Source organism: Geodermatophilus nigrescens, from assembly GCF_900129495.1.
In the GTDB taxonomy this organism is placed as follows: Bacteria; Actinomycetota; Actinomycetes; order Mycobacteriales; family Geodermatophilaceae; genus Geodermatophilus; species Geodermatophilus nigrescens.
Map to the genome: position 1 here is coordinate 1,094,598 of NZ_FQVX01000003.1, position 25,890 is coordinate 1,120,487.

A 25,890-nucleotide genomic window follows, 5' to 3' on the forward strand; every position below is an offset into this window, starting at 1 on the left:
CGTCCTGACGGTCCTCGGGATCGTCGCGTTCTTCGTCGGCCTGCTCGCCTCGATCGCCTTCCACGAGTACGGCCACTTCTACTGGGCGCGGAAGTTCGGCATGCGCGTGCCGCAGTTCATGGTCGGCTTCGGCCCGACCGTGTTCTCCCGCCGCCGCGGCGAGACCGAGTACGGCGTCAAGGCCATCCCGCTCGGCGGCTACATCCGCATCGTCGGCATGATCCCGCCCGCCGAGGAGAACGAGAGCACGCGGGCCACCCGCATGCGGACCTTCATCGCCGAGGTCCGCGGCCAGGCCCTCGACGACGTCCTGCCCAGCGACGCCGGCCGGGTCTTCTACGCCAAGCCCTGGTGGCAGCGCGTCATCGTGATGTTCGCCGGGCCGTTCCACAACCTGGTGCTGGCCGCCGTGTTCTTCGCGGTGCTGCTCACCGCCATCGGCACCAACGTCATCACCACCCAGCTGGCCAGCGTGCCCGCGTGCGTGGTGCCGGCCGGCGCGGAGAGCATCGACGTCGCCGCCGAGCAGGACACCGACGTCTGCGGCATCCCGATCGTGACCAGCGGCGCCGACGCCGGGCAGCTGTGCGAGGAGGGCACCCCCGGCTGCGCGGAGCCGGTCGCCAGCCCCGCCGCCGAGGCGGGCCTGCAGCCCGGCGACACGATCGTCGCCATCGACGGGCGGACGCTGGACCCCACCGCCTACGACAGCTGGACGGCGGTGCAGCAGGCGATCCGCGGCTCGGAGGACGAGCCGCTGGCGCTCACCGTGGAGCGCGACGGCGAGACCCGCGAGCTCACCGTCACCCCGATCGAGAACGTCGTCGCCACCGACGACGGCGAGGGCACCATGACGGCCGGCTACCTCGGCGTCAGCCCGGTGTTCGGCTTCGCCCGCCAGTCCTTCTCCGACCTGCCCGGCTACTTCGGCATGGTCGTGTCGCAGTCGGTGCAGCGGCTCGTCGAGATCCCCGAGCGCGTCCCGCAGCTGTTCCGCGCCGCCTTCCTCGGCGAGGAGCGCGACGTCGACGGCCCGATCGGCGTCGTCGGCGTCGGGCGGATCTCCGGCGAGGTGTTCGCCATCGAGGAGTTCAGCGGCGCGCAGAAGCTGAGCTTCTTCCTCGGCCTGCTGGCCAGCGTCAACCTCGTGCTGTTCCTGTTCAACCTGCTGCCGATCTACCCGCTCGACGGCGGGCACGTCGCCGGCGCGCTGTACGAGAAGGCGCGCTCGGTGGTCGCCCGGTGGCGCGGCCGGCCGGACCCCGGGCCCTTCGACATCGCCCGGCTGATGCCCGTGGCCTACGTCGTCGCCGGGTTGTTCATCGCGCTGTCGGGCCTGCTGCTCATCGCCGACGTCGTCAACCCGATCACACTGCAGTAGCGCGCGGCGCCGACCTGCGGAGAACGGGGATACTCGGGGGCATGTCCACCGTCGTCGGTCTCGGCATGCCCGCCGCACCCCCGCCCGTCCTCGCGCCCCGTCGCACGACCCGTCAGCTGATGGTCGGGAACGTCGGGGTCGGCAGCGACCACCCGGTCAGCGTCCAGTCGATGACCACGACCAAGACCGCCGACGTCAACGCGACGCTGCAGCAGATCGCCGAGCTGACCGCCTCGGGCTGCCAGATCGTGCGCGTGGCCGTCCCGGACACCGACGACGCCGAGGCGCTGCCGATCATCGCGCGGAAGTCGCAGATCCCGGTCATCGCCGACATCCACTTCCAGCCGCGCTACGTCTTCGCCGCGATCGACGCCGGCTGCGCCGCGGTGCGCGTGAACCCCGGCAACATCAAGAAGTTCGACGACAAGGTCGGCGAGATCGCCCGCGCCGCCAAGGGCGCCGGCATCCCGATCCGCATCGGCGTCAACGCCGGGTCGCTGGACAAGCGGCTGCTCGCCAAGTACGGCAAGGCGACGCCCGAGGCGCTGGTCGAGTCGGCGCTGTGGGAGTGCTCGCTGTTCGAGGAGCACGACTTCCGCGACATCAAGATCTCGGTCAAGCACAACGACCCGGTGGTCATGGTGCGCGCCTACGAGCTGCTGGCCGCCCGGTGCGACTACCCGCTGCACCTCGGCGTCACCGAGGCCGGCCCCGCCTTCCAGGGCACGATCAAGTCCGCCGTCGCCTTCGGCGCGCTGCTGTCCCAGGGCATCGGCGACACCATCCGCGTCTCCCTCTCCGCGCCGCCGGCGGAGGAGGTCAAGGTGGGCACCCAGATCCTCGAGTCGCTGAACCTGCGCCAGCGCGGCCTGGAGATCGTCAGCTGCCCGTCGTGCGGCCGCGCGCAGGTCGACGTCTACAAGCTGGCCAACGAGGTCACCGCCGGGCTCGAGGGCATGGAGGTCCCGCTGCGGGTCGCCGTCATGGGCTGCGTCGTCAACGGCCCGGGCGAGGCCCGCGAGGCCGACCTCGGCGTCGCCTCCGGCAACGGCAAGGGCCAGATCTTCGTCAAGGGCGAGGTCATCAAGACCGTGCCGGAGTCGCAGATCGTCGAGACCCTCATCGAGGAGGCCATGCGCCTGGCCGGGGAGCAGCTCGACGACGACGGCGTCCCCTCCGGCCCGCCCGTCGTCACCGTCGGCTGACGCGCCGCCCCGTCCGCCCTCCCCGGTCCCCTCCGTGCTGCGCTCGCCGGCCGCCCGTGTCCTCGACGAGAGCGACGAACCGGCCGTCCGCCGCCTGCTGTCCGCCGACCCGGTCGCCGCGTGCGTGCTCGCCGGGCGGGTGGAGGCGGCCGGCACCGCCCCCGCCTCGCTCGGGGCGCCGCTGTGGGGCATCGGCAGCGGCCGCAGCCTCGACGCCGTCTGCCTGGCCGGCGCGAACCTGATCCCGTTCAGCGTCCCGGGCGCCGAGCGGGCGGCCGCGGCCGCGTTCGCCGAGCGCGCCCGCCGGGCCGGGCGCCGCTGCTCGACGATCGTCGGCCCGGCCGCCGCCGTCGACCCGCTGTGGGAGCTGCTCGAGCCCTCCTGGGGTCCGGCGCGCGACCACCGGCCGCGGCAGCCCCTCCTGGCCATCGAGGGCCCGCCCGCGGTGGCGCCGGAGCCGCGGGTGCGCCCGGTGCGGCCGGCCGAGATCGACGTCCTGCTCCCGGCCGCGGTGGCCATGTTCACCGAGGAGGTCGGCGTCAGCCCGCTGCGCGCCGACGGCGGGATCGGCTACCGCATGCGCGTCGAGGACCTGGTCCGCGCCGGCCAGTCGCTGGCGTGGATCGAGGACGGGCGGGTGCTGTTCAAGGCCGAGATCGGCGCGGTGTCGCGCGCGGCCTGCCAGGTGCAGGGCGTGTGGACCGCCCCGGAGGCCCGCGGCCGCGGCATCGGCGCCGCCGGGATGGCCGCCGTCGTCGACTACGCCCGCACGGTCATCGCGCCGGTGGTGAGCCTGTACGTCAACGACTTCAACGCCCCCGCCCGCGCCGTCTACCGCCGGGTCGGGTTCCGCGAGGTCGGCCGCTACGCCAGCGTCCTGTTCTGAGGCGCCTCCCGGGGAACGCCGCCGCCGTCTGACAGGCTCTCCGGACGTGGCAGCACGACGCACGGCGGTCCTCGGCTCGGTCCTCACCCTCCTGTCCGCACCGGTCCTCGCGGCCTGCTCCGGCAGCTCCGAGGACGACGTCCGCGCCGCCGCGCAGGCCTTCCTCGACGACTGGGCCGGCGGCGACGCCGCGGCCGCCGCGGACGCCACCACCGACCCCGCCGCCGCCACCGCGCTGCTCGAGCAGACCGCCGCTGACCTGCCCGGCGCGGCGCTGTCCGCCGAGCTCGGCGCGGTCACCGTCGAGGACGGCACCGCCACCGCCGCGTGGACCGCCACCTGGGACCTGCAGGCCGCTCCCGACTGGACCTACGACGCGACCCTCGAGCTGCGGGAGGGCGAGGGCGACGGCGCGGAGGCCTGGCAGGTCGTCGCGGAGCCGGCGCTCGTGCACCCCGAGCTGGGGGAGGGCCAGCGCCTGCAGCTCACCCGCGCGCTGCCCGAGCGCGCCGCGGTCACCGACGCCGCGGGGCAGCCCCTGTTCACCCCCACCGAGGTCGTGAACGTCGGCGTCGACACCGGCCAGGTGACCGACCTGCCGGCGCTGGCCGCGGGCCTCTCGGCGGCCACCGGCATCCCGGCGGAGGACATCACCGCCGACGTCCAGGCCGCGCCGCCCGGGCAGTTCGTGCCGGTCATCACCCTGCGGCGCCCCGACTTCGAGGCCATCCGCGCCCAGGTGTTCGACCTGCCCGGCGCGGTGTTCCCGACCGACACCCGGCTGCTCGCCCCCTCGCCGCGGTTCGCCTCCGCGCTGCTCGGCCGGGTCGGCGCGGCCACCGCCGAGGTGATCGAGGAGACCACCACCGAGGAGGCCGGCCCCGCCTACGCCGCCGGCGACCAGGTGGGCCTGTCCGGCCTGCAGCGGGCGTTCCAGGAGCAGCTCACCGGCACACCCGGGTTCACCGTCTCCGTCGTCAGCACCGACGAGGCCACCGGCGATCCCGGCCGCGAGGTGGCCGCCGTCGCGCCGGTCGCCGGGCAGCCGCTGCAGACGCCGCTGGTCCGCCCCCTGCAGGAGGCCGCCGACGCCGCCGTCGCCACCGAGGCGCGGGCCACCCATCTCGTCGTCGTCCGGCCCGGCACCGGGGAGGTCCTGGCCGTCGCGTCGAACGAGGCGGCCGTGCCGGCCAACGCGCTGTCCGGCCAGTACCCGCCCGGCTCGAGCATGAAGACGATCTCGGCCACCGCGCTGCTGTCCACCGGGACGGTGGCCCCCGACGCCCCGGTCGCCTGCCCGGGGACGACGGTCGTCGAGGGCCGCGAGTTCGAGAACCAGGACCAGTTCGACCTCGGCACCGTGCCCTTCACCGAGGCGTTCGCGCAGTCCTGCAACACCACGTTCATCCAGGAGGGCCTGGAGCTGCCCGACGACGCCCTCGCCGCCGCGGCCGCCTCCTACGGCGTGGGCACCGAGTGGCAGCTGCCGGTCGGCGTCTTCTCCGGCAGCGTCCCGTCGGACTCCACCGGCACCACCAAGGCGGCCAACGCCATCGGCCAGGGCCAGGTGCTGATGAGCCCCGCGCAGATGGCGCTCGTGGCCGCCGGCATCGCCAGCGGCACCCCGGCCGCGCCGGTCGAGGTGGTCGGCGCCGAGCCCGCCGGACCCGCGCCCGCGGGACCGGGGCAGGCCGTGCTCGACCAGCTGCGGCCGATGATGCGCCAGGTGGTGCTGAGCGGGACCGCGACCGCCCTGGCCGACCGCGGCGAGGTGTACGGCAAGACCGGCACCGCCGAGTACGGCACCAACACCCCGCCGGACTCGCACGGCTGGTTCGTCGGCTACCGGCTCGGCGGGGCGCAGGGCGACATCGCCTTCGCGGTGCTCGTCGAGGGCGGGCAGTCCAGCAGCGCCGCCGTCGCGGTCACCGACGCCTTCCTGGGCGCCGTCGGCTGACGCCCCGCCGGGGCGGGCCCGTCAGGAGTCGGGCAGACCGGGCAGCGCCGCGGTGACCGGCGTGCGCCCGGCCGCCCGGCGCCAGCCCACGGCGCGCGCCTCCGCGGCGCCGAGCGCGTCCACGGCCAGCTGGCGGACCGCCGGCTGCTCCGCGGCGCCCAGCAGCGCGACCCACGAGGCGCTCACGCCCTCCTCGAGCGCGGCGCCGAGCGCCGCGGCGTCGACGTCGGACAGCACGGGGAAGGGCAGCTCGTAGCCGGCCTCCGCGGGCACCGGGTCGGCGTCGCGCTCCTCGAGGAGCGCCGCCAGGCCGTCACGCAGGTCGCGGTGGGCGAGCTCGCCGTCGACGGCCGGCCCGCGCGCGTCCGGCGGCAGCGCCGCCCCGACGACGCCGTATCCCCACACCGCCGCGTGCTCGGCGGCCAGCGCCTCGCGCAGCGCGGCGTCCTCGCCGCCGGCGGCGGTCCCGTCATCGGCCACGTCGGCCCCTCCTCCCGCGAGTCCTCGTGCGAGCCTTCGTGCGAGCCCTCGTGCGGGCCCTCATGCGAGCGCCGCCTCGTGGCCGCGCAGCCCGGCCGCCACCGCGCCGAGCAGCGCCGCCCGGGCGCCGGTGGCCTCCACGCACGCGGCGGCGTGCCCCGCCGCGGCGGCGGCCACCTGCTCGCGCAGCCAGCCGCGCACGTCCCCGCCCGCCGGCGGGGCGGGGGCCGACGCCCCGGACGACGACGCCCCGGACGACGACGACCCGGACGACGACGACCCGGACGACGACGCGGCCGCCCCGGGCGCGGCGGCACGCAGCCGCTCGAGCTGGGTGCGCGCCTGCTCGGCCAGCGGGGCCACCTCGCCACCGAGCGCCGGGTCGGCGGCCACCGCGGCGTCGTAGGCGGCCACGACCGCCTCCTGCACCGGCAGCTGCGCGGCCAGCCGGTCGTCCTGCGCCGACGTCTGCGCGGCCGCCCCGCCGCCGTCGCCCGCGGTGCACCCAGCCGCCAGCAGGGCCAGCCCGGCCGCGCCGGCGAGCAGCCGGCGCCGCGAGAAGCCGGCGGGGGAGCCGTCGGGGAGGGAGGTGGACATCACCGCCATCCTCCCAGGCGCCCCCGCGCGCCGCGGGCAGCGACGGGCGGGTCGGCCCGGTCGGTCCGTCCGCGCCGAGCGGCCGCGGCCGGGCCCGCGGCGGAGCGGTAGCCTGACCACTTCCCGGGTACGCCGCCGGGCGGTGCCGTGCGCGCCGCCGGCCGGCCCGGGTGCGGTCCGCCGAGCACGAGCTCCGACCGGTCAGGAGGGAGGGAGCCCGTGTCCGCAGCGAAGGGTCAGGACCCGGCAGCGCGGGGTGGGGACCCGGCCGCGACGCGGCTGGCCGGCTGGATCACGCCGGTCGTCGCCGACGCCGGGTACGACCTGGAGGAGCTGGTGGTCACCCCCGCCGGCCGCCGCAGCGTCGTGCGCGTCGTCGTCGACCGGGACCAGGGGGTCTCCCTCGACGACGTCGCCGAGGTCAGCCGGGCCGTGTCGGCCGTGCTCGACCGCAACGACGGCGAGCTCGGCCGCGCGCCGTACGTGCTCGAGGTGACCAGCCCCGGCGTCGACCGGCCGCTGACCGAGCCGCGGCACTGGCGGCGCAACACCGGGCGGCTGGTGGCGGTCGCGGTCGGCGGTGACCAGCTGACCGGCCGCGTCACCGCCGTCGACGACTCGGGTGTGACCCTGGCGGTGGAGAAGCCGGGCAAGCCCGGCGCGAAGAAGAAGGCGCCCACCCCGCGGCACGTGCCGTGGGCGCAGCTGGGCGCCGGCCGGGTGCAGGTCGAGTTCGGCCGGCCCGGCAGGGACGAGAACGGACCCGCGGACGGCGACCCGGGCCACGGCGACGTCGACGACGTCCTGGACGACCTCGGGGACGACCTCGACGGCGACACGGACGACGACGACCTCGACGAGGACCTGCTGGACGACGACGAGGGCGACGACGGAGGACGACAGTGAACATCGACCTGACCGCCCTCAGGGCCATCGAGCGGGAGAAGGACATCCCCGCCGACACGGTGATCGAGGCCATCGAGACGGCGCTGGTGACCGCCTACCGGCACGCCGACGGCGCGGCCCGGCACGTGCGGGTGCACGTCGACCGCAAGAGCGGCGAGGTGGCGGTGCTCGCCCAGGAGCTCGGCGACGACGGCCAGGTCGTGCGCGAGTGGGACGACACCCCCTCCGACTTCGGCCGGATCGCGGCCAGCACCGCCAAGCAGGTCATCGTGCAGCGGCTGCGCGACGCCGAGCACGAGCAGACCTTCGGCGAGTACGCCGGCCGCGAGGGCGACATCGTCAGCGGGGTCGTCCAGGCCGACGCGCGCCGCAACGCGCAGGGCGCCGTGCTGCTCGACATCGGCAAGGTCGAGGCGGTCATGCCGTCGGCCGAGCAGGTGCCGGGGGAGCGCTACCCGCACGGCAGCCGGCTGCGCGCCTACGTCGTCTCCGTGGCCCGCACCCACCGCGGCCCGCAGGTGACCATCTCGCGCACCCACCCGAACCTGGTGCGCAAGCTGTTCGCCCTCGAGGTCCCCGAGATCGCCGACGGCAGCGTCGAGATCGTCGCCGTCGCCCGCGAGGCGGGGCACCGGTCGAAGATCGCCGTCCGCACCTCCGTGCCGGGGCTCAACGCCAAGGGCGCCTGCATCGGCCCGATGGGCCAGCGCGTGCGCAACGTCATGAGCGAGCTGCACGGCGAGAAGATCGACATCGTCGACTGGTCCGACGACCCCGCCACCTTCGTGGCCTCGGCGCTGAGCCCGGCCCGCGTGGCCTCGGCGACGCTGGTCGACCCCAAGGCGAAGGCCGTGCGGGTGGTCGTGCCCGACTACCAGCTGTCGCTGGCGATCGGCAAGGAGGGCCAGAACGCCCGCCTGGCCGCCCGCCTCACCGGCTGCCGGATCGACATCCGCAGCGACGCCCAGGCCGACGACGCCGCGCCGTCGCCGGGCGTGGGCCGGCCGCCGCTGCGGTCGGGTCCGCCGTCGGTGCGCGCCGGGGCCCCCGGCGGCCGCCCGTACCCCGGTGGAGGGGCGCCCCGGACCGGTCAGCGACGCCCGGAACACCGGGGCCCCGCCGCGCGCTAACATGACGGGTGGCCGAAACGTCGATCCCGGTGCGCACCTGTGTGGGCTGCCGGAAGCGCGCTCCGGTCACCGACCTGCTGCGTGTCGTCCTCCGCTCCGGCGCCCTGGTGCCCGATCCGCGGAGGAGGCTCCCCGGTAGGGGTGCGTCCCTGCACCCCACGCCGGAGTGCCTGCACGCAGCGGAGCGACGCCGGGCCTTCCCCCGGGCGCTGCGCCTCCCCGGAGGCGGCGCCGCGGTGGAGGCCGGTCCGCTCCGGGAGCACGTCCTCGGCGCCTCCGCGCCGGGCGACCGCGACCCGGGGCGGGCGACACCGGACGAACGACAGACCGCACTTCCCCAGACGGACCGGCACCCGGCCGGTCCGCACGTCGAGAGCAGGACGTCGTCGGATGAGCACGCCGTGAAGTCCCCACGATGACAAGCCAGACCATGCACCACTGACGACGAGGTCGCGCGGGCGAGCCGCCGGCCTCACCAGAGGAGATCCGTGCCAGGCAAAGCCCGCGTCCACGAACTCGCCAAGGAGTTCGGGGTCGACAGCAAGACCGTCCTCGCCAAGCTCAAGGAGCAGGGCGAGTTCGTGAAGTCCGCCTCCTCCACCGTCGAGGCCCCCGTGGCCCGGCGGCTGCGGGAGGCCCTCGGCGCCGCCACCGGCGGCGGCAACGGCGGCGGCAACGGCGGGAGCGCTCCTGCGCCCCGTCCCACGCCCCCGGCCGCGCCGCGCCCGTCGGCGCCCGCGCCGGCCGCACGCGCCCCCCAGGCGCCGGCCGCGCCGTCCGTGCCCGCCCCGTCGGCCGGCCCCGCGCCGGGCCCGCGTCCGGGTGCCCCGCGCCCCGGTGCCCCCGTGCCCGGCCCGCGCCCGACCCAGCAGCCGGTGCAGCAGCCGGCCGCCCCGCAGGCGCCGGCCGCGAGCGCGCCGACGCAGCAGCCGGCCGCCCCGCAGGGCCCGCGTCCGGCCGCGCCCGGTGCCCCCCGTCCGGGCGGCCCCGTGTCGCGTCCGGCCGGTGGTCCCGTGCCCGGCGGCGCCCGTCCGGGCGCCCCGCGTCCGGCCGCTCCCGGCGCCCCGCGTCCCGGCGGTGCCGCGCCCGGTGCCCCGGGTGCCGGTCCGCGTCCGGGTCCCCGTCCGGCCCCGCGGCCGGGCAACAACCCCTTCAGCAGCGCCCCGCGTCCGGGTCCGGCTGCCGGTGGCCCGCGTCCGGGTCCCGCGGCCGGCGGTCCCCGTCCGGGCCCCGGTGCCGGCGGTCCCCGCCCGGCGCCCGGTGCCGGCGGTCCGCGTCCCGCGCCCGGTGCCGGTGGTCCCCGTCCGGGTGGCCCGCGTCCCGCGGCCGGCCCGGGTGGTCCCCGGCCGAACCCGGGCATGATGCCGCCCCGGCCCAACCCCGGCATGATGCCGCCGCGTCCGGCCGGTGCCGGGCGTCCCGGCGGCGGTCCGGGTGGTCCCGGCGGCCGTGGCCGTCCGGGTGGTCCCGGCGGCGGCGGTGGCTTCCGTCCCGGCGGCGGTGGCGCCCCCGGTGGCGGCGGCGCGCCGGCCGGCGGTGGCTTCCGCGGTGGCGGCGGTGGCCGTGGCCGCGGCCGCGGTGGCTCGGGTGCGGGCACCGCGGGTGCCTTCGGGCGTCCCGGTGGCCGCGGTCCGGTCCGCGGGCGCAAGAGCAAGAAGCAGCGGCGTCAGGAGTTCGACTCCATGGCGGCGCCCAGCATGGGCGGCGTCAGCCTGCCGCGTGGCCACGGGCAGGTCGTCCGGCTGCCCCGCGGCGCCTCGCTGACCGACCTCGCCGAGAAGATCGGCGCCCAGCCGGCCGCGCTGGTCACCGCCCTGTTCCACCTGGGCGAGATGGTCACCGCGACCCAGTCGGTCAACGACGAGACGCTCCAGCTGCTCGGCGCCGAGATCGAGTGGGACATCCAGGTCGTCAGCCCGGAGGACGAGGACCGCGAGCTCCTCGAGACCTTCGACCTCACCTTCGGCGACGAGGGCGACGAGGAGGACTGGGAGGCCCGCCCGCCGGTCGTCACCGTCATGGGTCACGTCGACCACGGCAAGACGAAGCTGCTGGACGCCATCCGCAACACCAACGTGGTGGCGCGCGAGGCCGGCGGCATCACGCAGCACATCGGCGCGTACCAGATCGTCACCGAGCTGGAGGACAACGAGCGTCCGATCACCTTCATCGACACCCCGGGTCACGAGTCGTTCACCGCGATGCGTGCCCGCGGCGCGAAGGTGACCGACATCGTCGTGCTGGTCGTGGCCGCCGACGACGGCGTCATGCCGCAGACGGTCGAGGCGCTCAACCACGCCCAGGCCGCCGAGGTGCCGATCGTGGTCGCGGTCAACAAGATCGACAAGGAGGGGGCCAACCCCGCCAAGATCCGTCAGCAGCTCACCGAGTACGGGCTGGTGGCCGAGGAGTACGGCGGCGACACGATGTTCGTCGACGTCTCCGCGACCACCCGCCAGGGCATCGACGAGCTGCTCACGGCGATCCTGCTGACCGCCGACGCCTCCCTGGACCTGCGCGCGAACACCGAGCAGGACCCGCAGGGTGTCGTCATCGAGGGCAAGCTGGACAAGGGCCGCGGCCCCGTCGCGACCGTCCTCGTCCAGCGCGGCACGCTGCGCCAGGGCGACTCGATCGTCGCCGGCGACGCGTACGGCCGTGTCCGGTCGCTGCTCGACGAGCACGGCAACAAGCTGAAGGAGGCCCTGCCGGCCCGCCCCGTGCAGGTCGTGGGTCTCACCTCGGTGCCGCGTGCCGGTGACACGTTCCTCGTCGTCGAGGAGGACCGCGTCGCCCGGCAGATCGCCGACCGTCGTCAGGCCCGCATCCGCAACGCGCAGAACGCCTCCATGCGCAAGCGGATCAGCCTCGAGGACCTCGACGCGGCGCTCAAGGAGAACCGCCAGCTCAACCTGATCATCAAGGGCGACAACTCGGGCACCGTGGAGGCGCTCGAGGAGGCCCTGATGAAGATCGAGGTGAGCGACGACATCTCGCTGCGGGTCATCCACCGCGGCGTCGGCGGCATCACCAAGAGCGACATCGACCTGGCGCTGGCCGACGACGTCATCGTCCTGGGCTTCAACGTCCGGGCCGAGGGCCAGGCCACCGAGCTCGCCAACCGCGAGGGCGTCGACGTCCGGTACTACTCGGTCATCTACCAGGCGATCGAGGAGATCGAGGCGGCCCTCAAGGGCATGCTCAAGCCGGAGTACGAGGAGGTCGCGCTCGGCACCGCCGAGGTCCGCGAGGTCTTCCGCGTGCCGCGCATCGGCAACGTGGCGGGCTCCATCGTCCGCAGCGGCGTCATCACCCGGAACTCGAAGGCCCGGCTGGTGCGCGACGGGGTGGTCGTCGCCGACAACCTCACCGTCGAGTCGCTGCGCCGCTTCAAGGACGACGTGACCGAGGTCCGCGACGGCTACGAGTGCGGTATCGGGCTCGGGTCGTTCAACGACATCAAGATCGAGGACGTCATCGAGACGTTCGAGATGCGCGAGAAGCCGCGCGCGTAAGACCGCGCCGGACGTCGCCCACGGCAGGTCCCAGGGAGGAGACCGGGTGTTCACCGGGTCGCTGACCGCCGACCTGCTGCTGGGCGACGTCCACTCGCTCAAGGGCAAGCGCGCCGTCGTCCGGCCGATCGTGGCCGAGCTGCGGCGCCGCTTCGCCGTCGCCGCGGCCGAGGTGGGCGACCTCGACCTGCACCGCCGCGTGCAGGTCGGGGTCGCCACCGTCGCGGGCGACGCCGGCCAGGTGACCGACGTCCTCGACGCCTGCGAGCGGTTGCTGGCCGAGCGGCCGGAGGTGACGCTGCTGTCGACGCACCGGCAGCTGTTCTCCGACACCGACTAGCCACACCGGCCGGTCGCACCGACCGGCCGCAGTCCCACGCCCGTCCGGGCGCGCCACCCCGGCGCGCCCCCGACCCCCGGAGGTCCGCCGTGGCCGACCCCGCCCGCGCCCGCAAGCTCGCGGTGCGCATCCGCCAGATCGTCTCCGCGGCGATCGAGTCGCAGATCAAGGACCCGCGCCTCGGCATGGTCACCGTGACCGACGCCCGGGTGACCAGTGACCTGCGCGAGGCCACGGTCTACTACACCGTCTACGGCGACGAGACTGTCGTGGCCGACTCCGCCCGCGCCCTGGCCAGCGCCACCGGCGTGCTGCGCTCCACGGTCGGCCGCCAGACCGGCATCAAGTTCGTGCCGACGCTCACCTTCGTCGCCGACATGGTCCCCGACACCGCCCGTGAGCTCGACGAGGCGCTCGAGCGGGTCCGGCACGCCGACGCCGAGCTCGCCCGCCTGCGCGAGAACGCGAGCTACGCCGGCGAGGCCGACCCCTACCGGCACCCGGACGAGGACGACGACGAGGACGCCGACACCTCTCCCGAGCACAGGAGCGCCTCATGAGCGAGAACGACCCCGACCCCTACCTGCCCGGCGAGGGCCAGGGGCTCTCGGAGCTCGGCGGCCGGCAGGAGCCGAACGCCGGCGACCCCACCGACGGCGGCCGCGAGGGCCAGATCGGCACGGCGCCGAGCATCGCCTCCGACCTGCCCGACGACGGCGGCCCCGCGCTGGCGCCCGGTGGGGGCACCGTGTCCGAGGACGAGGACGCCGCCCCGGTGTCCGACCCCGGCCCCGACGCCTGACGCCGGTGACCCTCCCGTCCGCCGGGGTGCCGCCGCGCACCCCGGCCGCCGTGCTGGCCGCGGCCGCCGACGCCGGCGCGACCGTCGTGCTCTCCGGCCACGTGCAGCCCGACGCCGACGCGCTCGGCAGCACGCTCGCGCTCGCCGAGGGCCTGCGCCGGCGCGGCGCCCGCGTCACCGCCACCTTCCCGGGCCGGCCGGAGCTCCCGGCGTCCCTGGGCTGGCTGCCGGGTGCCGAGGGGCTCACCCCGGCCGCCGCCGTCGACCCCGCGCCGGACGTCTTCGTCAGCCTCGACGTCGCCTCCCCGGCGCGCCTGGGCGAGCTGGCGGTGCTGCTCGAGCGGGCCGGCACCTCCGTCGTCGTCGACCACCACGCCAGCAACCCGGGCTTCGGCGACGTGCGGCTGATCGACGGCGCGGCGCCCGCCACCGTCGTCCTGGTGGCCGGGCTGCTCGACGAGCTCGGCGTCCCCCTCGACGCGCCGCTGGCCACGCTGCTGTACGCGGGCCTCGCCGCCGACACCGGCTCCTTCCGCTTCGGCAGCACCCGGCCCGACACGCACCTGCTCGCCGCCCGGCTGCTCGGCACCGGCATCGACCACGCCGCGATCAGCCGGCGCCTGTTCGACACCGCGCCCTTCGGCTGGCTGCGGCTGCTGTCGGCGGTCGCCGGCCGCGCCGTCCTGGAGCCGGAGGTCGGACAGGGGCTGGTGTGGACCTGGTCGAGCACCGCCGAGGCCGCGGAGCACGGCCTGCCCGGCGAGCAGCTCGAGGCGCTGGTCGACGTCGTCCGCGCGACCGCCGAGGCCGACGTCGCCTGCGTGCTCAAGGGCCAGGACGACGGCTCGTGGTCGGTGTCGCTGCGCTCGCGCGGGGCCACCGACGTCGCCCGCGTCGCCACGGCGCTCGGCGGCGGCGGGCACCGCGCCGCCGCGGGCTTCACCTCGCACCTCGACCGGGAGGCGACGGTCGCGGCGATCCGCGCCACGCTCCGCGCCACGGTCGGGGCCACGACCCGGGGCACGGTCGGGGCCGAGGGGACACCCGCGACGCTCGCCCGGTGACGGCGCGGGCGCCGTCGGTCCTCGGGCTGGCCGTCCCGGCGCTGGTCGTGCTGGCCGCCGAGCCGCTGTACCTGCTGGTCGACACCGCCGTCGTCGGCAACCTGGGCACCGTCCCGCTGGGCGGGCTCGCCGTCGGCGGCGGGCTGCTGGCCTGGGCCGCCGCGCTGCTCAACTTCCTCGCGTACGGCACCACCGCCCGCGCCGCCCGCCGCGCCGGGGCCGGCGACCGGGCGGGCGCGGTCGCCGAGGGCGTGCAGGCCACCTGGCTGGCGCTGCTGCTCGGCGCCGCCGTCGTGGTCCTGTTCCAGGTGCTGGCCGGCCCGCTGACCCGCGCGCTCGCCGGCGGCCCGGGCGAGGTGGCCGCGGCGGGGGAGGGGTGGCTGCGGATCGCCGGGTGCGGCGCGCCGCTGCTGCTGGTGTCCCTCGCGGGCAACGGCTGGCTGCGCGGGGTGCAGGAGCTGCGCCGGCCCGTGCGCTTCGTCGTCGCCGGGAGCCTGCTCAGCCTGGTGCTGTGCCCGCTGCTGGTGCACACCGCGGGTCTCGGGCTGAACGGCTCCGCGGTGGCCAACCTGGCCGGCCAGTCGCTGACGGCGGCGCTGTTCGTGCGGGCGCTCCTCCGCGAGGGCGCCGACTGGCGCTTCCGCCCGGCGGCCGTCCGCGCGCAGCTGGTCCTCGGCCGCGACCTGCTGCTGCGCGCCACCGTCCTCCAGGTGGCCTTCCTCACCGCCGCGGGGGTGGCCGCCCGCGCCGGGCAGGCGCAGCTCGGCGCCCACCAGATCGCGCTGCAGCTGTTCCTCTTCCTCGCCCTCGTGCTCGACGCCTACGCCATCGCCGCGCAGACGCTCGTCGGCCACGCCCTCGGCGCCGGGCGGCCGGAGGAGGCCCGGGCCACCGCCCGGCGGGTGACGCTGTGGGGCCTGGGCACCGGCGCGCTGGTCGCCGTGCTCCTGCTCGCCGGCCGCGACCTGGTCGTGCCGCTGTTCACCGGCGACCCGGCCGTCCGGGAGCAGGCGGAGCTCGTCTGGTGGTTCCTCGCCGGCTTCCAGCCGCTGGCCGGGGTGGTGTTCGCCCTCGACGGCGTGCTCATGGGCGCCGGCGACGTGGCCTACCTGCGCACCGTCACGGTCGGGGCGGCGCTGCTCGGGTTCCTGCCGCTGTCGCTGTTGTCCGGCCCGCTCGGCTGGGGGCTCGCCGGCGTCTGGACCGGCCTGACCCTCTTCGTCGTGCTGCGGCTGGTCGCCGTCCTCGCCCGGGTGGCGGGGGACAGGTGGCTCACCGCACCTGCGACGGTGGGGACATGAGCTCACCCCACGAAGACGCTCCGCCGGCGCTCCACGTCTTCGCGGGGACCCCCAGATGAGCCGCCGTCGCGCCGCCGACGCCGACGTCACCCCCGGGATCCTGCTGGTCGACAAGCCCGGCGGCATGACGTCCCACGACGTCGTCGCCCGCGCCCGCCGCGTGCTGTCGGTCCGCCGCGTCGGGCACGCCGGCACCCTCGACCCGATGGCCACCGGCCTGCTCGTCCTCGGCGTCGGCGCCGCCACCCGGCTGCTCGGCCACCTCGGCGGCTCGGACAAGGTCTACGAGGCCACCGTCCGGCTCGGGCAGACCACCGTCACCGACGACCGCGAGGGCGAGGTGCTCACCACCACCCCCGCCGACGGGGTCGCCGACGAGGCCGTCCGCGCCGCGCTCGCCGCCCAGACCGGCCCGCTGCTGCAGGTGCCCTCCTCGGTGAGCGCGGTCAAGGTCGGCGGGCGGCGGTCCTACGACCGGGTGCGCGCCGGCGAGGAGGTGGTCCTCGAGCCGCGGGCGGTCACCGTGCACCGCATCGACGTGCACGCGGTCACCCGCCCCGCGCCCGGGCTGGTCGACGTCGAGGTCACCGTCGCCTGCACCGCGGGCACCTACGTGCGCGCGATCGCCCGCGACGCCGGCGCCGCCCTCGGCGTGGGCGGCCACCTGACCGCGCTGCGCCGCACCGCCTCCGGGCCCTTCACCACCGCGCAGGCCGCGCCGGTGGAGGAGGCCGCGGCCGCGCTCGCCGCCGGCGGGGGACCGGGCGTGCTGTCCCTGCCCGACGCCGCGACGGCGATCTACCCGGAGCGGCGGCTCACCGACGACGAGGCGCGGGCCCTCGGCTACGGGCAGCGCATCCCCGCCACCGGCCGCCCCGGCCTGGTGGCCGCGCTCGACCCCGCCGGGCGGCTCGCCGCGCTGGTCGAGGACGCCGGGGCCACGGCCAGAGTGGCCGTGGGCTTCCCGCCCTCCTGACCGGCGCCTCGGCGCCCGGCGCGTCAGCCGCGGGCGGCCTTGCCGATGAGCGAGTCGTCGAGGTGCTCGAGCAGGTCGGCCGGGGTGGCGTACACCTCGTCGGCGCCCTCCTCGAGCAGCTCCTGCCGCGAGATCCCGCCGCAGGTGAGCGCGATGCACGGGAAGCCGGCGTCGCGGGCCGCCCGCACGTCCCAGATCGTGTCGCCCACGGCCACCGTCCGGCGGGGGTCCAGTCCGTTCTGCTCGGCCGCCGTCCGCAGCAGGTCCGGAGCGGGCTTGGCCGACTCGACGTCGGCCGAGGTGGTCGAGCCGTCGACGACGTCCTCGCCGCCGATCGCCGGGACCATCCACTCCAGGTCGGACTCCTTGCCGCTGGTGGCCAGCACGACGGCGAGGTCCCGCTCGCGGCAGGCGGCGAGCAGCTCGTCGACGCGGGGGAAGGCGGAGACCAGCTCCCGCAGCGGCTCGTAGCGCCGGGTCTTGGTCTCCGAGATCTCCTCGGCGTCCTCGGCGTCCTCGCCGAGCAGGTGGGTGACCAGCTGCTCGCTCGCGATGCCGATGGCGCGGTGGCAGTCGGCCATGGACACGTCGTCGTGCCCGGTGTCGCGGAAGGCCTGCCACCACGCGAGGACCTGCAGGTAGTTGGTGTCGAGCAGGGTGCCGTCGACGTCGAACAGCACGCCGGGCCGCGGGTCCTGGGTCACCGGGCCATCCTCGCCCGGGACCGGCGGCGCCGCAGGGGCGTGCGTGTGACCGGCCGCCACGCCGGGAAGGAGCCGCGCATGAGCGTCGTCAAGATCAACGCGATCGTGGTCCCGCCGCACGCGCAGGAGCGCTTCGAGGAGCGCTTCCGCGGCCGGGGCGGCCTGGTCGAGAAGACCCCCGGCTTCGAGTGGTTCGAGCTGCTGCGCCCCCTGGAGGGCACCGACCAGTACCTCGTCTACACCCGGTGGGAGAGCGAGGAGGCCTACCAGGCCTGGGAGGGCGGGCAGGACTTCGCCCGGGCGCACTCCGGCGGCGGCGACGAGCTCGCCCCGGCCGCCAGCGACTCGCACCACCTGTGGTCCTACCAGGTGATCGAGAGCTCGGCGCCCGACCGGCCCTGAGCCGGCCGGGTGGGTACGGCGGCGGTCGGCTCCCGGCCGCCGCCGGACCCGGGGCTACTGTGAGCCCGGGGCCGGCCCTCCGCCGGCCCGGCGCCCGCACGAGCTCACCCAGGTGGGAGACATGACCGACACGCTCGCCGACAGCCGCACCTCCTCCCGGATCTTCACCGAGGGCGTGCCGGTGACCGTGGAGCCGGTGACCCGCCGTCCCGCCGCCGACCGGGAGGCCGTGCTGGCCGACCCGGGCTTCGGCCGCTCCTTCACCGACTCGATGTTCGTGGCCCGCTACGAGGCCGGCCGCGGCTGGCACGACGCCCGGCTGACGCCCTACGGGCCGCTGCAGGTCGACCCGGCCACCGCCGCGCTGCACTACGCGCAGTCGATCTTCGAGGGGCTCAAGGCCTACGCCCAGCCCGACGGCAGCGTCGCCACCTTCCGGCCCGAGGCCAACGCCGCCCGCTTCGCCCGCAGCGCCCGCCGGCTGGCCATGCCGCCGGTGCCCGAGGAGGCCTTCCTCGCCGCCGTCGACGCGCTCGTCGACGCCGACCGCGACTGGGTCCCCACCGGCCCCGACCAGACGCTGTACCTGCGGCCCTACCAGCTGGCCAGCGAGCCGTTCCTCGGCGTGCGCCCGGCCACCGAGTACCTGTTCCTCGTCATCGCCAGCCCCGCCGGCGCCTACTTCCCGCGCGGCGTGCACCCGGTGAGCGTCTACCTCTCCGAGGACTACATCCGCGCCGCGCCCGGCGGCACCGGCGACGTCAAGTGCGCCGGCAACTACGCCGCGAGCCTGCTGGCGCAGGAGCAGGCGATCGCCGCCGGCTGCGACCAGGTCGTGTGGCTCGACGCCGTCGAGAAGCGGTACGTCGAGGAGATGGGCGGGATGAACCTGTTCTTCGTCCTCGGCTCCGGCGACGACGCGGAGCTGGTCACCCCCGAGCTCACCGGCACCCTGCTGCCCGGCATCACCCGCGACTCGCTGGTCACCGTGGCCCGCGACCGCGGCATGCGGGTGACGGAGCGGAAGTTCAGCGTCGACGAGTGGCGCGCCGGCGTCGCCGACGGCACGGTCACCGAGACCTTCGCCTGCGGCACGGCCGCCGTCATCACCCCCGTCGGCGAGGTCAAGGCGCGCACCGGCGACTTCACCGTCGGCGACGGCACCCCCGGCCCGGTGACCATGGGCCTGCGGGAGCACCTGCTCGACATCCAGCACGGCCGGGTGCCCGACACCCACGGCTGGCTGCACCGGGTCGCCTGAGCGACCCCGGCGGACCCCCAGGAGGACGGCGCGTGCGGCGCTGGCGCGGGCTGGCGGCCACCCCGGCCGACCTCGGGCGGACGGTGGTCACGGTGGGCCAGTACGACGGCGTCCACCGCGGCCACCAGCAGCTGATCGGCACCGCCGTCGAGCGGGCCCGGTCGCTGGGCCGGCCCTGCGTGCTGGTCACCTTCGACCCGCACCCGAGCGAGGTCGTGCGGCCCGGCTCGCACCCGGCGATCCTCACGTCGCTGGACCGCAAGGCCGAGCTGGTGGCCGGGCTCGGCGTCGACGGCATGTGCGTCATCCCGTTCACCCTGGAGTTCAGCCGGCACACCCCCGAGGAGTTCGCGCACGGCGTGCTCGTCGAGCAGCTGCACGCCTCGGCGGTCGTCGTCGGCGAGAACTTCACCTACGGGCACCGGGCCGCGGGCACCGTCACCACCCTCGCCCAGGAGGGCCGCCGGTTCGGGTTCGCCGTCGAGGGCATCCCGCTGGCCGGCGACGACTCCGCCGACGGCGAGGTCACCATCTCCTCCACCTACATCCGCGCCTGCGTCGCGGCCGGGGACATGGAGAGCGCGGCGCGGGCGCTGGGCCGCCCGCACCGCGTCGACGGCGTCGTCGTCCGGGGCGACCGGCGGGGCCGGGAGCTCGGCTACCCCACGGCCAACGTCGAGAGCCCGCCGTGGACGGCGATCCCCGCCGACGGCGTCTACGCCGGGCACCTGGTCACCCTCGACCCCTCCGGCGCGACGCTCCGCAGCGCCCCGGCGGCGATCTCCGTGGGCACCAACCCGACGTTCCAGGGGTCGCGGCGCACCGTCGAGGCGTACGTCCTCGACTTCACCGGGGACCTCTACGGCGAGCACGTCGGCGTCGAGTTCGTCTCCCGGCTGCGGCCGATGACCTCCTTCACCGGGGTGGACGCCCTCGTCGAGGCCATGGCCGGCGACGTCGCCCGCACCCGTGCCGTCCTGGGGCTGCCCCCCGCCGGGTGATCACCGGCACGGGCGGCCGCGGGCACGCTGGTAGCCTCGGAGCGTCGGGCACCGCCCGACGTGTGTGCGAGCTGCCCCCGTGAACCAGACCGGGGGCCACACCTGACCAGGCCCGGAGGCCCGCCCATGGCGCTCGACAGCGCGACGAAGCAGCAGATCATGACCGAGTACGCGACGGTCGAGAAGGACACGGGCTCGCCCGAGGTCCAGGTCGCGATGCTCACCCGCCGGATCAGTGACCTGACCGAGCACCTCAAGCAGCACAAGCACGACCACCACAGCCGGCGGGGCCTGCTCCTGCTGGTCGGCCGCCGCCGGCGGCTGCTGAACTACCTGGCGAAGACCGACATCAACCGCTACCGCTCGCTCATCGAGCGGCTCGGTCTGCGCCGCTGACCCCAGAGGGGACCGTCCCACCGGGACGGTCCCCTCTCTCGTGGGGCGTCCGCCCCACGGGACCACGGCGCCCGCCGCGCGCTCCGACGCCGGCCGGTCCTCGGTGGTGGCCTCCGGGCATGCCCTCCCGTCGCGGGGGGAACGTCCCCGGGGGCTTCGATCGAAGACCGGTCACCCGGGAGCAGTCCGGCGCCGGGCGCCACGAAGAGGACGTCGCCGCATGCGACGTAGGAAGAGGACGACGTGTCCGCACCCACCACCGCCAGCAGCACCGCTGCCGAGTACGACCCCGAGGACGGGGTCACCACCGCCACCGCGGTCATCGACAACGGCAGCCACGGCAGCCGCACGATCACCTTCGAGACCGGGCGGCTGGCCAAGCAGGCCGCCGGCTCGGTCGTCGTCAGCATGGGCGACACCATGCTGCTGTCGGCCACCACGGCCGGCAAGCACCCCAAGGAGCACTTCGACTTCTTCCCGCTGACGGTCGACGTCGAGGAGCGGATGTACGCCGCCGGGCGCATCCCCGGCTCGTTCTTCCGCCGCGAGGGCCGCCCCAGCGAGGACGCGATCCTCACCTGCCGGCTCATCGACCGCCCGCTGCGCCCGACCTTCGCCAAGGGCCTGCGCAACGAGGTCCAGGTCGTCATCACGGTCCTGTCGCTGGACCCGGCGCACCTCTACGACGTGCTGGCCATCAACGGCGCCTCCGCGTCGACCCAGCTCTCGGGCCTGCCGTTCTCCGGCCCGGTCGGCGGCACCCGCGTCGCGCTGGTCGACGGCCAGTGGGTCGGCTTCCCCACCCACGAGGAGCTCGAGGACGCCGTCTTCGACATGGTCGTGGCCGGCCGCCTGCTCCCCGACGGCGACGTCGCGATCATGATGGTCGAGGCCGAGGCCACCGAGAAGACGATCCAGCTGGTCTCCGGCGGCGCCACCGCGCCCACGGAGGAGGTCGTGGCCCAGGGCCTCGAGGCCGCCAAGCCGTTCATCAAGGCGCTGTGCGAGGCCCAGGCCGCGCTCGCCGAGAAGGCCGCCAAGCCGGTCGCGGAGTTCCCGCGCTTCCTCGACTACCAGGACGACGTCTACGCCGCCGTCGAGTCCGCCGCCCTCGAACGGCTGACCGAGGCGCAGGCCATCGCCGGCAAGACCGAGCGCAACGACGCCACCGACGCGCTCAAGGACGAGGTCACCGCCTCGCTCGCCGAGCAGTTCGCCGGCCGCGACAAGGAGGTGTCGGCCGCGTTCCGCGCCGTCACCAAGAAGGTCGTGCGGCAGCGCATCCTGCGCGACAAGGTCCGCATCGACGGCCGCGGCCTGACCGACATCCGGCCGCTGTCGGCCGAGGTCGAGGTGCTGCCCCGCGTGCACGGCTCGGCGCTGTTCGAGCGCGGCGAGACCCAGATCCTGGGTGTCACCACGCTGAACATGCTGCGCATGGAGCAGCAGCTGGACACGCTGTCGCCGGTGAACCGCAAGCGGTACATGCACAACTACAACTTCCCGCCGTACTCCACCGGGGAGACCGGCCGCGTGGGCTCGCCGAAGCGCCGCGAGATCGGCCACGGCGCGCTCGCCGAGCGGGCGCTCGTGCCGGTGCTGCCCGACCGCGAGGAGTTCCCCTACGCGATCCGGCAGGTGTCGGAGGCGCTGGGCTCCAACGGCTCCACGTCGATGGGCTCGGTCTGCGCCTCGACCCTCGCGCTGCTCAACGCCGGTGTCCCGCTGAAGGCCCCCGTCGCCGGCATCGCCATGGGCCTGGTGTCCGACGAGGTCGACGGCAAGACCCAGTACGTCGCGCTGACCGACATCCTCGGCGCCGAGGACGCCTTCGGTGACATGGACTTCAAGGTCGCCGGCACCAAGGACTTCGTCACGGCCCTGCAGCTCGACACCAAGCTCGACGGCATCCCGTCCGACGTGCTCGCCCAGGCGCTGACCCAGGCCCGCGCCGCCCGGCTGCACATCCTCGACGTGATGAACGAGGCCATCGACGCCCCCGACGAGATGAGCCCGTACGCCCCGCGGGTGACCACGGTGCGCATCCCGGTCGACAAGATCGGCGCGGTCATCGGCCCCAAGGGCCAGATGATCAACTCGATCCAGGACGAGACCGGCGCCGACATCACCATCGAGGACGACGGCACGATCTACGTCGGCGCCTCCGACGGCCCCTCGGCGCAGGCGGCGGTCGACCGCATCAACGCGATCGCCAACCCGCAGATGCCGAAGGTCGGGGAGCGCTTCCTCGGCACCGTCGTCAAGACGACGCCGTTCGGCGCCTTCGTCTCGCTGCTGCCCGGCAAGGACGGCCTCGTCCACATCAGCAAGCTCGGCGGCGGCAAGCGCATCGGCAAGGTCGAGGACGTCGTCAACGTCGGCGACAAGCTCCAGGTGGAGATCACCGACATCGACGCCCGCGGCAAGATCAGCCTCGTGCCGGTCGCCGCCGAGGGCGCCGCTGACGGTGCCGCCCCCGCCGACACCGCGGCTCCGGCCGACGCGTCCGCGGAGGCCTGACACGGTCGCCGACCCGACTCCTGCCGGGGCCGGGACGGGCGCGGGGTCTGCCGACCTCGCGTCCGTCCCGGCCCCGGTCGGTGTCACCCGTGTCCTCGACGTCGACGAGGTCGGCGGCCGCGTCGAGCGCACCGTGCTGCCCGGCGGGCTGCGGGTGCTCACCGAGACGATGCCCGGCGTCCTCTCGGCCACCCTCGGCATCTGGGTGGGCGTGGGCTCCCGGGACGAGAGCGACCGGGTCGCCGGCGCCTCGCACTTCCTCGAGCACCTGCTGTTCAAGGGCACGCGCAGCCGCAGCGCCCTGGAGATCGCGACGGCGATGGACGCCGTCGGCGGTGAGATGAACGCCTTCACCGCCAAGGAGCACACCTGCTACTACGCGAACGTGCTCGCCAGCGACCTCCCGCTCGCGGTCACGCTGCTCGGCGACCTGGTCACCGAGGCGCTCAACACCGCCGAGGACCTCGAGTCCGAGCGGACGGTGGTGCTCGAGGAGATCGCCATGCGCGACGACGAGCCCTCCGACCTCGTGCACGACCTGTTCGCCGAGACGCTCTTCGGCGACACCGCGCTCGGCCGCTCGGTGCTCGGCACCGTCGAGTCGATCGAGGGCCTGACCCGTGACGACGTCGACGGCTGGTACCGGTCCCGGTACGCGCTCCCGTCGATGGTGGTCACCGCGGCCGGCCGGGTCGACCACCAGCAGGTGGTGGACCTGGTGACGGCGGTCTTCGGCGACCGGCTGTCGGGCTCCGTGCCGCCGGCGCCGCTGCGCCGCGGCGACGAGCTGGTGCTCGGCCGCCCCGCCCGGCCCGCCGGCCTGGTGAGCAGGAAGACCGAGCAGACGCACCTCCTCCTGGGCAGCGTGGGGTTGAGCCGGTTCGACGAGCGCCGCTACGCGGCCGCGGTCCTGGAGACGGCGGTCGGCGGCGGGATGAGCTCGCGCCTGTTCCAGGAGATCCGCGAGAAGCGCGGGCTGGTCTACAGCGTCGGGTCGGCGCTGACCTCCTACGCCGGCACCGGGTCGTTCTCCGTCTACGCCGGGTGCGCCAAGAAGCGGGTGCCGGAGGTGCTCCGGCTGGTCCGCGAGGAGCTGGCCCGCGTGGCCGCCGAGGGGATCACCGCCGAGGAGGTCGCCCGCGGCCGCGGCCAGCTGCGCGGCGGCACGGTCCTCGGCCTGGAGGACACCGGGTCGCGGATGAGCCGGCTGGGCAAGAGCGAGCTCTCGCACGGGGAGTACGTGCCGGTGCGCGAGGTGCTCGAGCGGATCGCCGCCGTCGACGAGGAGCAGGTGCGTGCCGCCGCCGCGGACCTGTTCGGCCGCGACACCTGCCTGGCCGTCGTCGGCCCGTACCGCGAGTCCGACCTCGACCGGCTCTGAGAGGCCGCCCGCACCATGGCCCGACCCCATCCCGCCCTGCGCGTGCACGGCGCCCTGTCCCGCGGCGTCCTCGCCGTCACGGTGCTCGTCTCGCTCGCCGTCCTCTTCGCGCCGGCGGCGGACGTGCCGTCGTCGCCGCCGGGGGTGGACAAGGTCGTGCACCTCGGCCTGTTCCTGGCGCTGACCCTCGCCGGCCGCTGGGCGGGGATCCGGCCGGTGCCGCTCGGGGTGCTGCTGCTCGGGTACGGCGCCGTCAGCGAGGTGGTCCAGGCCCTGCCGCTGCTGGGGCGCTCGGGCACGGTGACCGACTGGCTGGCCGACGCCGCCGGTATCGCCCTCGGCCTGGCCGCCTGGGCGGTGGGGGAGCGGCGGGTCCCCGCCGTCTGAGGACGGCCCGACACTTGCGCCGTCCGGGGACCCCGGGAGACTGACCGGGTGACCACGAGCACCCCGACCCCCGACCAGCAGGCTCCCGGCACCGTGGTGGGAGAGCCGCCACGGATCTCGGTCGGCGTCCTCGGCGCCCGGGGGCGGATGGGCACCGAGGTGGTCAAGGCGGTCAACGCCGCCGACGACCTCGAGCTCGTGGCGATGGTGGACGAGGGCGACTGGCTGTTCAACGTCGCCGACGCCGGCGCGCAGGTGGTCGTCGACTTCACCCGCCCGGACGTCGTCATGGACAACATCCGCTTCTGCATCGACCAGAACATCTCCTGCGTGGTCGGCACCACCGGCTTCGACGAGCAGAAGCTCGCGACCGTCGCCGAGTGGCTCGAGCCGAAGCCCGACGTCGGTGTCGTCATCGCGCCCAACTTCGGGATCGGCGCCATCCTGCTGATGCGCTTCGCCCAGGAGGCCGCGCGCTTCTTCCCCTCGACCGAGATCGTCGAGCTGCACCACCCGAACAAGGTCGACGCCCCCTCGGGGACGGCGGTGCGCACCGCCCGCCTCGTGGCCGCCGCGCGGCGTGCGGCCGGCCTGCCCGCGTCCCCGGACGCCACCACCGACTCACTGCCCGGTGCCCGCGGGGCCGACGTCGAGGGGGTGGCCGTGCACGCCGTGCGGCTCACCGGTCTGGTGGCGCACCAGGAGGTGCTCATGGGTGCGGCGGGGGAGACGCTGACCTTGCGGCACGACTCGTACGACCGGGCCTCGTTCATGCCCGGTGTGCTCCTGGCCGTCCGCGAGATCGGCCGGCGCCCGGGTCTGACCGTGGGCCTGGAGTCCTTCCTAGGGCTCTGAGGGCCCGTCCAGGGGAGGTGTCCGGGGTGTGTCCGGCGTCCCACCGGACCCCCCGTGCAGACCCCCTCGGAGTTGGTGTACTGTTCTCTTCGCGCCGGACGGAGCCCGCGAGGGCCACGGAGGAGCACCCCGAGGGTGCAGAGCCTCTGGACACGGCGTACGGTAGGATAAACCGCTGCTGACGGAGCCCGGAAGGGTCGAGTTGGTGTGCGTCCGCTCCTTGAGAACTCAACAGCGTGCCGAAAGTCAGTGCCAAGTAATACCCCGTCCCGGGCTTCGTGCCTGGGTGGGATTCCTTTGGTTGATGACATCGAGAGTGCTAGCTCTCGGTTCTCGGCCAGATCAAATCATCTACGGAGAGTTTGATCCTGGCTCAGGACGAACGCTGGCGGCGTGCTTAACACATGCAAGTCGAACGGTGAACCTCTTCGGAGGGGATCAGT

General features: G+C 75.3%; 25 protein-coding genes, 1 rRNA gene and 1 pseudogene. 24 read left to right on the forward strand and 3 right to left on the reverse strand.

The annotated features are described in order from the left end of the window. Window positions 1-19 precede the first annotated feature (19 nt). Genes BUE37_RS18925 through BUE37_RS18940 form a run of 4 tightly spaced genes read left to right on the forward strand, consistent with a single transcriptional unit; the run spans window position 20 to window position 5,429 of the window. Entirely contained in the window at window positions 20-1,381 is a 1,362-nt protein-coding gene (locus BUE37_RS18925; protein ID WP_281248097.1) for a M50 family metallopeptidase, read from the forward strand. Window positions 1,382-1,422: 41 nt separating this feature from the next. Beyond that, window positions 1,423-2,586 (forward strand): flavodoxin-dependent (E)-4-hydroxy-3-methylbut-2-enyl-diphosphate synthase, encoded by a 1,164-nt coding sequence (ispG, locus tag BUE37_RS18930; protein ID WP_073421838.1) that lies wholly within the window; start codon window positions 1,423-1,425, stop codon window positions 2,584-2,586. Between the two features lie 34 nt (window positions 2,587-2,620). Beyond that, on the forward strand, window positions 2,621-3,472 hold the full coding sequence (locus tag BUE37_RS18935; protein WP_073421839.1) for a GNAT family N-acetyltransferase: 852 nt from the start codon (window positions 2,621-2,623) through the stop codon (window positions 3,470-3,472). A 46-nt stretch (window positions 3,473-3,518) separates the two neighbouring features. After that, window positions 3,519-5,429, forward strand: coding sequence for a penicillin-binding transpeptidase domain-containing protein (locus BUE37_RS18940; RefSeq protein ID WP_139253042.1), 1,911 nt, complete (start codon window positions 3,519-3,521; stop codon window positions 5,427-5,429). Window positions 5,430-5,450: 21 nt separating this feature from the next. On the opposite strand, the gene BUE37_RS18945 is transcribed toward BUE37_RS18940, so the two are convergent. Next, a complete protein-coding gene (locus BUE37_RS18945) occupies window positions 5,451-5,909 on the reverse strand; it encodes a ferritin-like domain-containing protein (protein WP_073421840.1) in 459 nt (152 codons plus the stop codon). Window positions 5,910-5,969: 60 nt separating this feature from the next. Further along, a complete protein-coding gene (locus BUE37_RS18950) occupies window positions 5,970-6,506 on the reverse strand; it encodes a hypothetical protein (protein WP_073422034.1) in 537 nt (178 codons plus the stop codon). Window positions 6,507-6,725: 219 nt separating this feature from the next. Between BUE37_RS18950 and rimP the strand changes: the two genes are divergently transcribed. The 11 genes and pseudogenes from rimP to truB all read left to right on the forward strand — a co-directional run bounded on the left by rimP (window position 6,726) and on the right by truB (window position 16,540). Continuing rightward, window positions 6,726-7,412 carry a ribosome maturation factor RimP gene (gene rimP / locus BUE37_RS18955; RefSeq protein ID WP_083628861.1) on the forward strand — a complete coding sequence of 229 codons (687 nt, stop codon included), beginning with the start codon at window positions 6,726-6,728 and terminating at the stop codon, window positions 7,410-7,412. Then, entirely contained in the window at window positions 7,409-8,542 is a 1,134-nt protein-coding gene (gene nusA / locus BUE37_RS18960) for a transcription termination factor NusA (protein ID WP_073421842.1), read from the forward strand. The genes rimP and nusA overlap by 4 nt, the downstream gene beginning before the upstream one ends. 41 nt (window positions 8,543-8,583) lie before the next feature. After that, the gene (locus BUE37_RS23170) at window positions 8,584-8,961 is read left to right on the forward strand and encodes a YlxR family protein (protein ID WP_083628920.1); all 378 of its coding nucleotides are present in this window, start codon (window positions 8,584-8,586) and stop codon (window positions 8,959-8,961) included. A gap of 69 nt (window positions 8,962-9,030) precedes the next feature. Next, window positions 9,031-9,174: pseudogene (locus BUE37_RS24590) on the forward strand (translation initiation factor IF-2 N-terminal domain-containing protein); the annotation flags it as partial. A gap of 1,050 nt (window positions 9,175-10,224) precedes the next feature. Continuing rightward, window positions 10,225-12,057 (forward strand): translation initiation factor IF-2, encoded by a 1,833-nt coding sequence (gene infB / locus BUE37_RS24595; protein ID WP_245794753.1) that lies wholly within the window; start codon window positions 10,225-10,227, stop codon window positions 12,055-12,057. A 46-nt stretch (window positions 12,058-12,103) separates the two neighbouring features. Further along, window positions 12,104-12,397 (forward strand): DUF503 domain-containing protein, encoded by a 294-nt coding sequence (locus tag BUE37_RS18975; RefSeq protein WP_073421844.1) that lies wholly within the window; start codon window positions 12,104-12,106, stop codon window positions 12,395-12,397. 89 nt (window positions 12,398-12,486) lie between these two features. Then, entirely contained in the window at window positions 12,487-12,957 is a 471-nt protein-coding gene (gene rbfA / locus BUE37_RS18980) for a 30S ribosome-binding factor RbfA (protein ID WP_073421845.1), read from the forward strand. Then, entirely contained in the window at window positions 12,954-13,199 is a 246-nt protein-coding gene (locus BUE37_RS18985) for a hypothetical protein (RefSeq protein ID WP_073421846.1), read from the forward strand. The genes rbfA and BUE37_RS18985 overlap by 4 nt, the downstream gene beginning before the upstream one ends. A gap of 5 nt (window positions 13,200-13,204) precedes the next feature. Continuing rightward, window positions 13,205-14,263, forward strand: coding sequence for a DHH family phosphoesterase (locus BUE37_RS18990; protein WP_083628863.1), 1,059 nt, complete (start codon window positions 13,205-13,207; stop codon window positions 14,261-14,263). Then, window positions 14,260-15,564: an MATE family efflux transporter gene (locus BUE37_RS18995; RefSeq protein ID WP_073421847.1), complete on the forward strand. Its 1,305-nt coding sequence runs from the start codon at window positions 14,260-14,262 to the stop codon at window positions 15,562-15,564. Before BUE37_RS18990 ends, BUE37_RS18995 begins: the two co-directional genes overlap by 4 nt. Window positions 15,565-15,619: 55 nt before the next feature. Then, a complete protein-coding gene (truB, locus tag BUE37_RS19000) occupies window positions 15,620-16,540 on the forward strand; it encodes a tRNA pseudouridine(55) synthase TruB (protein WP_073421848.1) in 921 nt (306 codons plus the stop codon). Between the two features lie 23 nt (window positions 16,541-16,563). Here truB and BUE37_RS19005 read toward each other — a convergent pair whose 3' ends face one another. Continuing rightward, a complete protein-coding gene (locus tag BUE37_RS19005) occupies window positions 16,564-17,244 on the reverse strand; it encodes an HAD family hydrolase (RefSeq protein WP_073421849.1) in 681 nt (226 codons plus the stop codon). 78 nt (window positions 17,245-17,322) lie between these two features. Between BUE37_RS19005 and BUE37_RS19010 the strand changes: the two genes are divergently transcribed. The 9 genes from BUE37_RS19010 to BUE37_RS19050 form a co-directional block, all read left to right on the forward strand. Beyond that, complete coding sequence (locus BUE37_RS19010; protein ID WP_073422035.1) at window positions 17,323-17,646, forward strand: antibiotic biosynthesis monooxygenase family protein; 324 nt, start codon at window positions 17,323-17,325, stop codon at window positions 17,644-17,646. 121 nt (window positions 17,647-17,767) lie between these two features. Beyond that, entirely contained in the window at window positions 17,768-18,907 is a 1,140-nt protein-coding gene (locus tag BUE37_RS19015) for a branched-chain amino acid aminotransferase (protein WP_073421850.1), read from the forward strand. A gap of 32 nt (window positions 18,908-18,939) precedes the next feature. Beyond that, complete coding sequence (locus tag BUE37_RS19020; RefSeq protein WP_073421851.1) at window positions 18,940-19,908, forward strand: bifunctional riboflavin kinase/FAD synthetase; 969 nt, start codon at window positions 18,940-18,942, stop codon at window positions 19,906-19,908. A gap of 126 nt (window positions 19,909-20,034) precedes the next feature. After that, entirely contained in the window at window positions 20,035-20,304 is a 270-nt protein-coding gene (rpsO, locus tag BUE37_RS19025; RefSeq protein WP_072920360.1) for a 30S ribosomal protein S15, read from the forward strand. Window positions 20,305-20,547: 243 nt separating this feature from the next. Further along, on the forward strand, window positions 20,548-22,824 hold the full coding sequence (locus BUE37_RS19030; protein ID WP_073421852.1) for a polyribonucleotide nucleotidyltransferase: 2,277 nt from the start codon (window positions 20,548-20,550) through the stop codon (window positions 22,822-22,824). A gap of 133 nt (window positions 22,825-22,957) precedes the next feature. Then, complete coding sequence (locus BUE37_RS19035; protein ID WP_073422036.1) at window positions 22,958-24,205, forward strand: M16 family metallopeptidase; 1,248 nt, start codon at window positions 22,958-22,960, stop codon at window positions 24,203-24,205. A gap of 15 nt (window positions 24,206-24,220) precedes the next feature. Beyond that, window positions 24,221-24,592, forward strand: coding sequence for a VanZ family protein (locus BUE37_RS19040; protein WP_073421853.1), 372 nt, complete (start codon window positions 24,221-24,223; stop codon window positions 24,590-24,592). Between the two features lie 48 nt (window positions 24,593-24,640). Then, on the forward strand, window positions 24,641-25,447 hold the full coding sequence (dapB, locus tag BUE37_RS19045) for a 4-hydroxy-tetrahydrodipicolinate reductase (protein WP_083628866.1): 807 nt from the start codon (window positions 24,641-24,643) through the stop codon (window positions 25,445-25,447). A 350-nt stretch (window positions 25,448-25,797) separates the two neighbouring features. Further along, window positions 25,798-25,890 (forward strand): 16S ribosomal RNA (locus BUE37_RS19050); the annotation flags it as partial.